Source organism: Streptomyces sp. NPDC057486 (assembly GCF_042802415.1).
Lineage (GTDB): Bacteria > Actinomycetota > Actinomycetes > Streptomycetales > Streptomycetaceae > Streptomyces > Streptomyces yanii.
This window is the reverse complement of sequence record NZ_JBHVEE010000122.1, coordinates 22567-29786: the sequence shown is the minus strand read 5'-3', so window position 1 is coordinate 29786 and position 7220 is coordinate 22567. Positions and strand designations below refer to the sequence as shown.

Below are 7220 nucleotides of genomic sequence, written 5' to 3'. Positions count from 1 at the left end.
GCCGTAGCCGCCGAGCCAGGCCTTGTAGGAGCCGGTGCGGGCGGCCTCGCTGCTGCTCGTGGTGATGACGCCGCTGCTCGCGGTCCAGGAGGTGTTGCCGGACTCGAAGCCGGGGTTGGCGAGCAGTTGGGCGGCGGTGCAGGCACCTGTGCCGCCGCCGCTGCTGCCGGAGAGCCACTCGGTGGCGTTGAGGGCGAGGGCGGCGTTGGTGGCGCCGGAGTCGTTCCAGCCGTCGTACAGGGTGTTGCCGGACTGACCGGTGCCGTCATCGATCGGCGAACTGTCGCCCCAGAAGGCGACGCGGCCGCTGCCGAAGGTGCTGGTGGCGAAGAAGGCGCCGGTGTTGCCGGAGTACCCGGTGCGGTAGAGCAGGCCCTTGACGCTGGAGTTGTCGGCCGGCTTGAGGGTGGCGGTCGTACCGCTTGCGATGAGGCTCTTGGCCACTGTGCCGAAGGAGCCGTGCAGCACCGCGTCGGTGCTGTCGGCGATCGCCGCCGGGTAGTCGGAGCCGATGCTCAGCGAGTCGACGGAGAAGCCGAACGGGTCGGTGCTGTCGACGGTGTTGTTGGTCATCAGGTCGTTGATGATCTCGACCGCGTCCTCACCGTCGTTGTTGCGGTCGGCGCCGGTGTGGTCGGAGATCAGGAACAGGCCGCCGCCGTTCTTCACAAAGTTCATGACGGCGGTCTTCTCCGCCGCGGTGAGCAGAACGTTCGGCTCGGGCAGCACGAAGGTGTCGAAGTTCATCAGGTCGGTTGCGCCGGTGGTGCCGTACGTGATCGAGCTGCCCGACGGCAGCGTCTTGAGGCTGTAGTTGCCGGTCCTCTGCAGGGCCACACCCCAGGAGGAGAGGGCGCCGGTCCAGGAAGTCTCCGTAGTGGGGCTGGAGTTCTGGCCCAGAGGGTCCGGCTGACTGGTGCTGATGATCCAGTCCGCGTTGCCGGCCGTCTCGGCGTGCGCGTTGTCGAACAGCACGCGATTGGTGGTGGCTGCGGTGGCACTGGGGGCGGCGTGAACCGCCTGGACGGCGGTGCCGGCGGCGAGGGCGCCCAGGACGGCCATTCCGCTGACGAGCCTGCGACAGGGGGACTTACCGGATCCAAGCATCCGTCATACCTCCGGGAGGGGTTGATCTACGAGGGCGCAGCCGCTGGGTACTGAATTCTTCGCGCGTAGAACAATGACCGGCATGCGACCTGACGACAGACTATTTAAGCGTACATGACAAAAGACTGGTGGACCAGGAGCGTCCCGCTCGACACCCATCTCGCGAACCTGGCCAGCTACTCCGACTTCCTTGTTCTCGACAGGAGTGCCACCGGGCCATTCCTGGCCGCGGAGCGCGATCTCCCGACCGAAGCCCTCCCGAACGGCACGGTGGAGGAGCGTACGTGGTCAGCTTGGCCGTTGCTGCCCGTTGACACCAAGGCGGTCCAGCGAGTGGATCCTCCCGGAGCGACCGAGGACCTGACCTGGTCCATGAGCGATGCCACCGCATCGACGACCGACGCCGGCCGGGCCTTGGGGCTCCGGCGGGGGACGACGCAGGACGGCCCGCCGATATATCCGGCGGGCCGTCCACGGCGGGCGTCGGGCCCTACTGTCCGAGCGCCTCGATCAGGACCTCGGAGGCGCCTGCAGCGAGCAAGGACTGCCGAACCCGCTTCGAGTCCGCCGTCACCGCCCGTTCGCCCTCGTCCGCATCACGACACCCCGGACACCGCGGGCCCCGAACGGTCGTTCGAACCCCGCGGCCATGAGCAGGCGGAGTCAGCGACCGGCTGGCCCGAGATCACCGCTCGCCCGCAAGGTCGACCTCTTCCTGGTGCACCGGTGCGGTATCCGCCCCCTTGGAGCGACGCCACGGGTGCGCAATGGGCTCGGACACCGCGCGCCACCAGGGGTCCGTGGGGAGCGTCCCCGCCGGTTCGAAGGGTTCGCCGGGTCGGGGGAGCGCCACCGCCTGCCCGACCTCCGCAGCAGCATCCTTCGTCCACTCCCCCGGCTCGGCCCACGGGTGCGGGGCCAGGTTGAACGTGCCCCAGTGGATCGGCAGCATCGCTCCGAGCGGCTTCCCGCCCTGGAGGTCCAGATGGGCACGCATGCCCTCCGCCGGTGTCATATGGATGTCGGGCCAGTACTCGGAGTAGGCGCCGATCTGGATCATCGTCGCGTCGAACGGGCCGTGCTCGGCTCCGATGTCCTTGAAACCGGGGAAGTAGCCGGTGTCACCGCTGTGGTAGATCCGGTGCTCCGGGCCCGCGACGGCCCAGGACGCCCAGAGGGTGTGCTGCTGGTTGCGCAGACCGCGCCCGCAGAAGTGCCGGGCGGGGGTCGCGGTCAGGCTGATGCCCGCGATGTGCGTGGTCTCGTTCCAGTCGAGCTCGCGCATCCGGTCGGCGGACACACCCCAGCGCTCCAGGTGGGCGCCGACGCCGAGCGGCACGGCGAAGACCGTGTCCGTGCCCGCCAGGGACCGGATCGTCGGCAGGTCGAGGTGGTCGTAGTGGTCGTGGGAGATGACGACCGCGTCGACCGGGCCGAGCGCGGCGAGGGGCAGCGGAACCGGGTGCAGCCTCTTGGGCCCGGCGAACGCGAAGGGCGAGCATCGCTCGCCCCACACCGGGTCGAAGAGCACCCGGCGGCCGTCGATCTCGGTCAGCACGCTCGAATGGCCCATCCAGGTGAGCCGCAGCCCCGTGGCGGGCGGCGCGGCGAGGTCGGCGAGCGTGGTGGCGTGGACGGGTGCCGTGCCGGTCGGCGTCCTGCGGGCCCGCTCCTCCTTGCGGAAGAAGACCTTCGCAAACTCCAGCATGGAGCCGGACGGCCTGCTCCGCGCCCCCATGGGGTTCTGGAAGACGCCGTCGGCGAAGTTGGGTGAGCGCCGGATGCGCTCCATGCGGTCGCCGTCGGGGTCGGCGCCGAATGCGGCAGGTCGCAGCGTACGGAGCCGGGTGCGGAGCGGGTGCAGGGAGTCAGCGCCGGTCACAACATCTCCTGAGGGAGTCGGTGTCGTTTCATTATGAGCAGGGGGTGCGACGGTGCGAGTACGGAACGGCCAGGGGAATGAAGGCCGGACCGTGCCGCCTCAGCCACGCGGCTGCCCGTACACATGCTCCACGTGCAGCCGCAGGACGATCCGCCGGTCGCGGACCATGGCACTGCGGTAGTCGTCCCAGTCGGGATGCTCGCCCTGTACGTCGCGGTAGAGCGTGATCAGCTCCTCCACGGTCGCGTCGTGCGGATCGGCGGCGACCGGCGACAGCTCGGCGGTCCCGTCCGCGACGGTCCAGGCCCAGCGGTCCTTGCTGGTGACGTGGTAGCTCGCCCTGGGATCGCGCCGGAGGTTCCGCGTCTTCGCCCGGCCCTCGGTGATCGAGACGCGGATGATGCGCTCCTCGGGATAGTAGAAGTGATTGACATTGGAGAGCTGGGGCCGGCCGTCCCGCTTCAGCGTCACGAGCACCCCGCCGCCCTCCTCGGCGATCAGCCGGAGAAGCGCGTCCTGCTCTGCATCGATTCCCGTCATGCCGGAACCAACGTCCGTACCCTTCGCAGGATTCCGCGATCGGCCGCCCTCCGATGTCACATCCGGCGGCTCCCGCCCGTCGCATCCGTGACAGCAGCCGCCGCCGGTGACCTCGGGGGATCGCGCGGCGGACTCGGAGCCGAACCGAAGGAGACCCGCCATGACCGCCCGTATCTCGCTCGACCCGCCCCGCAGCCTCCTCTTCCGCGCCGTGTCGTGGTACTCGAACCGTACGTACGGGAAGGTCATCGATCCCGTACGGGCCACCGCCCACCACACCAGGGTGCTGTGGGCCGGGCTCCGCTTCGAGCTGGCCGTGGGCCGGTGGAAGGCGCTGGACCCGCAGCTCAAGGCCCTTGCGGTGATGGCCTCCGCGGCGACCGTGGGCTGCAGCTGGTGCATGGACTTCGGCTACTGGGAGAACCACCGGCACGGGATGGACCCCCGCAAACTGCGCGAGGTGCCGGTATGGCGGGACAGCGAGGTGTACACACCACGGGAGCGTGACGTCATGGAGTACGCGGAGGCGATGAGCCTCACCCCGCCGGAGGTCACGGACGAGCTGGTGGACCGGCTCAGGACCGCGCTCGGCGAGAAGGCCCTGGTGGAGCTGACGACCATGGTCGCCGTGGAGAACATGCGCTCGCGGACCAACTCCGCACTGGGTCTGACCAGCCAGGGCTTCAAGGACGAGTGCGAGGTACCGCACCCCGCCGCCCCCTGACGGTCGCACCTCAGCCACTGAACACCGATTCAGTAAAGATCACATTGACAGGGGACCTCTGCCTCCCAATACTGACTGGCGATTCAGTAAATCGACCGGTTGACGGAGGGAGGCAGTGTGTCCGAGCAGCCGAGGCCGACCTCGCTGACCGGCGGCGAAGCCGTGGTTCGCGCACTGGCGGAGCACGGTGTGACACAGGCGTTCGGGATTCCGGGAACGCACAACCTGGAGATCTACCGGCATCTGGCCCCGTACGGAATCGCGCATGTCACCCCGCGCCACGAGCAGGGCGCGGGATATGCCGCCGATGCGTACGCGCGGGTCACCGGGCGCCCGGGGGTGGCGATCACCACCACCGGTCCGGCGCTGCTGAACATCGCGGCGGCGGTCGGGCAGGCGTACTCGGACAGCGTGCCGATGCTGGTCGTCTCGCCCGGCATGCCACTGCGCCATCCACGCCAGTCGACCGGTCTGCTGCACGAGATGCGCAGCCAGACCGAGGCGCTGCGGGGGGTCTCGGCATTCAGCCACCGGGCGTCGACGGTCGAGGAGATCTTCTCCGCGGTGGCGCGCGCCTTCACACTGTTCCGCACCGGACGCCCCCGCCCGGCCCACATCGAGGTGCCGCTCGATCTGCTGGAGAAACCGGAACCGGCGGGTCCGGTGCGGCTCGCCCCGCCGACGCCCGCGACCTGCCCGTCCCTGCCCGTGCTGCGGGACGCGGCGCGGGTGCTGCGGTCGGCCCGGCAGCCCGCACTGGTCCTCGGCGGCGGCGCCAGGAACGCCGCGGCGCAGTGTCTGACGCTGGCCGAGGAGCTGGGTGCGCCGGTGGTCACCACTGCCAACGGCAAGGGGATCGTCGACGAGACGCACCCGCTGTCGCTCGGGGTGTCGCTGCACAGCCCGTCCGTACAACAGTGGCTGGCCGGGTGCGATGCCGTACTGGCCGTGGGCACGGAACTGGCCGAGTCCGATCTCTGGTCCGCGCCGCCCGCGCTGCGCGCCACCCTGATCCGGGTCGACGTCGACCCGGATCAGATGTACGCGGGACTGCCCGCGCAACTGCCGCTCGTCGGCGACGCCCGCACCACCCTGGAAGCCCTGCGACAGCAACTCGCCGAGTCCCACGGCGCACCGGGTTCCGGGGCTCCGGACCGGACCGGTGCCGTACGGGCGCTGCGCGCCGGGCGGGACGCGGAGACCGCTGAGCGCGATGCCCACCGGCTGCCGTATCTCCAGGCCGTACGAACCGTGCTGGACGCGGACGCGATCCTGACCTCGGACAGTGCACAGTGCTGTTACTACGGCGCCATCCCGCATCTGCCGGTGGGTCCGGCGGGGCGCTATCTCCATCCGACCGGCTTCGGCACGCTCGGCTATGCCCTGCCCGCCGCGATCGGCGCGAAGACCGCGTATCCCGCCCGTCAGGTGGTGGCGCTGAGCGGCGACGGCGGGCTGCAGTTCTCCGTGCAGGAGCTCGCCACCGCCGCCCAGCTGCGGCTGCCGCTGCCCGTCGTGGTGTTCGACAACGGCGGATACGGCGAGATCCGCGACGAAATGGCGGCGCGCGGCGACACCCCCACGGCGGTCGATATGCCGTCCGTCGACCTCCCGGCGCTGGCCCGTGCGTACGGCGGCCACGGTGTCCACGCCGATTCACCCGAGGCACTCACCCGCGCCCTGTCCCTGGCCCTGACCACCCCCGGGCCCACCCTGATCACTGTGACCGAGGAGACCCCCCGATGACGACGCCGACGACGACCGCGTCCCCGACCACCCCACCGGCTCCGCTGATCTCGCTGACCTGGACGGACCATGTCACCGGACGCCAGGGCCATCTGGTCGTCGACCGGCTGGTGCGCGGTGTGTCCAGCGGCGGGCTGCGGATGCGGGAGGGCTGCACGCTCGACGAGGTGGCCGGGCTCGCCCGCGGCATGACGATGAAGGAGGCCCTGCACTTCGACGCCGACGACGCACAGGCCCGCTACATACCGCTCGGCGGCGCCAAGGGCGGCATCGACTGCGACCCGCGCGCCCCGGAGGCGTACGGGGTCCTGGTGCGCTATCTGCGGGCCGTGCGCCCGTACATCGAGAACGTCTGGACGACCGGTGAGGACCTCGGGCTGACGCAGGACCTCGTCGACCGGGCGGCCGCCGAGGCCGGGCTCATCTCCTCGATCCAGGCCGTCTATCCCCTGCTCGACGACGAGACGGCCGCGCGGCAGCGGCTCGCCGACGCGTTCGCCGTCGAGGTGGACGGCATCGGGCTCGACGAACTGGTCGGCGGCTGCGGGGTCGCCGAGTCGGCGCTCGCCGCGCTGGACCGGGCAGGCGTGGCGTACCCGCAGGCGCGCGTCTGCGTGCAGGGCCTCGGCACGATGGGCGGGGCGACGGCGCGGTTCCTGGCGCGGGCCGGGCTGAAGGTCGTCGCCGTCGCGGACATCAAGGGCACCATCGCCAACCCGGCGGGCCTCGACGTCGAGGCGCTGCTCGCCGCCAGGGACGCGTACGGAACGGTGGACCGTGGTGCGCTGCGGGACGGGGACCGCGAGCTGCCCGCCGACGCCTGGCTGACCCAGGAGGCGGAGGTGCTCGTCCCGGCAGCGGTCTCGTACGCCATCGACGCCACGAACCAGGCGCTCATCACTGCCCGTTGGGTGGTCGAGGCGGCGAACATGCCGGTGCTGCCGGAGGCGGAGGCGCTGCTCGCCGGGCGCGGGATCACCGTACTGCCCGATGTGGTCGTCAACTCCGGTACGAACGCCTGGTGGTGGTGGACCCTGTTCGGCGACATCGGCGCCGACGCCGAGGAGGCGTTCGGTCATACCCGTCGCTCGATGCGCGCCCTGATCGACCGGATGCTGGCCCGCGCCGAGGCCGACGGCTCCACGCCCCGTGCGGCGGCCCATGCGCTCGTCGCCGAACGGCTGCCGGTGATGGCCGAACGGTTCGGCTGGTACCGGTGAC

Annotated in this window: 6 protein-coding genes; 3 read left to right on the top strand and 3 right to left on the bottom strand. The window is 70.7% G+C overall.

Annotation, left to right across the window (positions count from 1 at the left end; genetic code table 11):
* The 3 genes from ACFU6I_RS37450 to ACFU6I_RS37440 form a co-directional block, all read right to left on the bottom strand.
* A partial coding sequence (locus tag ACFU6I_RS37450) for a hydrolase (protein WP_384375484.1) occupies positions 1–1107 on the bottom strand: 1107 nt, incomplete at its 3' end.
* A 685-nt stretch (positions 1108–1792) separates the two neighbouring features.
* Complete coding sequence (locus ACFU6I_RS37445) at positions 1793–2989, bottom strand: MBL fold metallo-hydrolase (RefSeq protein WP_384375480.1); 1197 nt, start codon at positions 2987–2989, stop codon at positions 1793–1795.
* 99 nt (positions 2990–3088) lie between these two features.
* Positions 3089–3529 (bottom strand): PPOX class F420-dependent oxidoreductase, encoded by a 441-nt coding sequence (locus tag ACFU6I_RS37440; protein WP_384375477.1) that lies wholly within the window; start codon positions 3527–3529, stop codon positions 3089–3091.
* A 160-nt stretch (positions 3530–3689) separates the two neighbouring features.
* Between ACFU6I_RS37440 and ACFU6I_RS37435 the strand changes: the two genes are divergently transcribed.
* From ACFU6I_RS37435 to ACFU6I_RS37425, 3 genes are all read left to right on the top strand, one after another.
* Entirely contained in the window at positions 3690–4253 is a 564-nt protein-coding gene (locus tag ACFU6I_RS37435; protein WP_384375474.1) for a carboxymuconolactone decarboxylase family protein, read from the top strand.
* A 117-nt stretch (positions 4254–4370) separates the two neighbouring features.
* Positions 4371–5999 carry a thiamine pyrophosphate-binding protein gene (locus ACFU6I_RS37430; protein WP_384375471.1) on the top strand — a complete coding sequence of 543 codons (1629 nt, stop codon included), beginning with the start codon at positions 4371–4373 and terminating at the stop codon, positions 5997–5999.
* Positions 5996–7219, top strand: a complete 1224-nt coding sequence (locus ACFU6I_RS37425; RefSeq protein WP_384375468.1) for a Glu/Leu/Phe/Val dehydrogenase dimerization domain-containing protein — start codon at positions 5996–5998, stop codon at positions 7217–7219. Before ACFU6I_RS37430 ends, ACFU6I_RS37425 begins: the two co-directional genes overlap by 4 nt.
* The last annotated feature ends 1 nt before the right edge of the window (position 7220 follow it).

What these genes read in the sequence shown, in the direction of transcription:
- ACFU6I_RS37440 (WP_384375477.1), bottom strand. Translation starts at nt 3,529, where the DNA reads ATGACGGGAATCGATGCAGAGCAGGACGCGCTTCTCCGGCTGATCGCC.
- ACFU6I_RS37435 (WP_384375474.1), top strand. Translation starts at nt 3,690, where the DNA reads ATGACCGCCCGTATCTCGCTCGACCCGCCCCGCAGCCTCCTCTTCCGC.
- ACFU6I_RS37425 (WP_384375468.1), top strand. Translation starts at nt 5,996, where the DNA reads ATGACGACGCCGACGACGACCGCGTCCCCGACCACCCCACCGGCTCCG.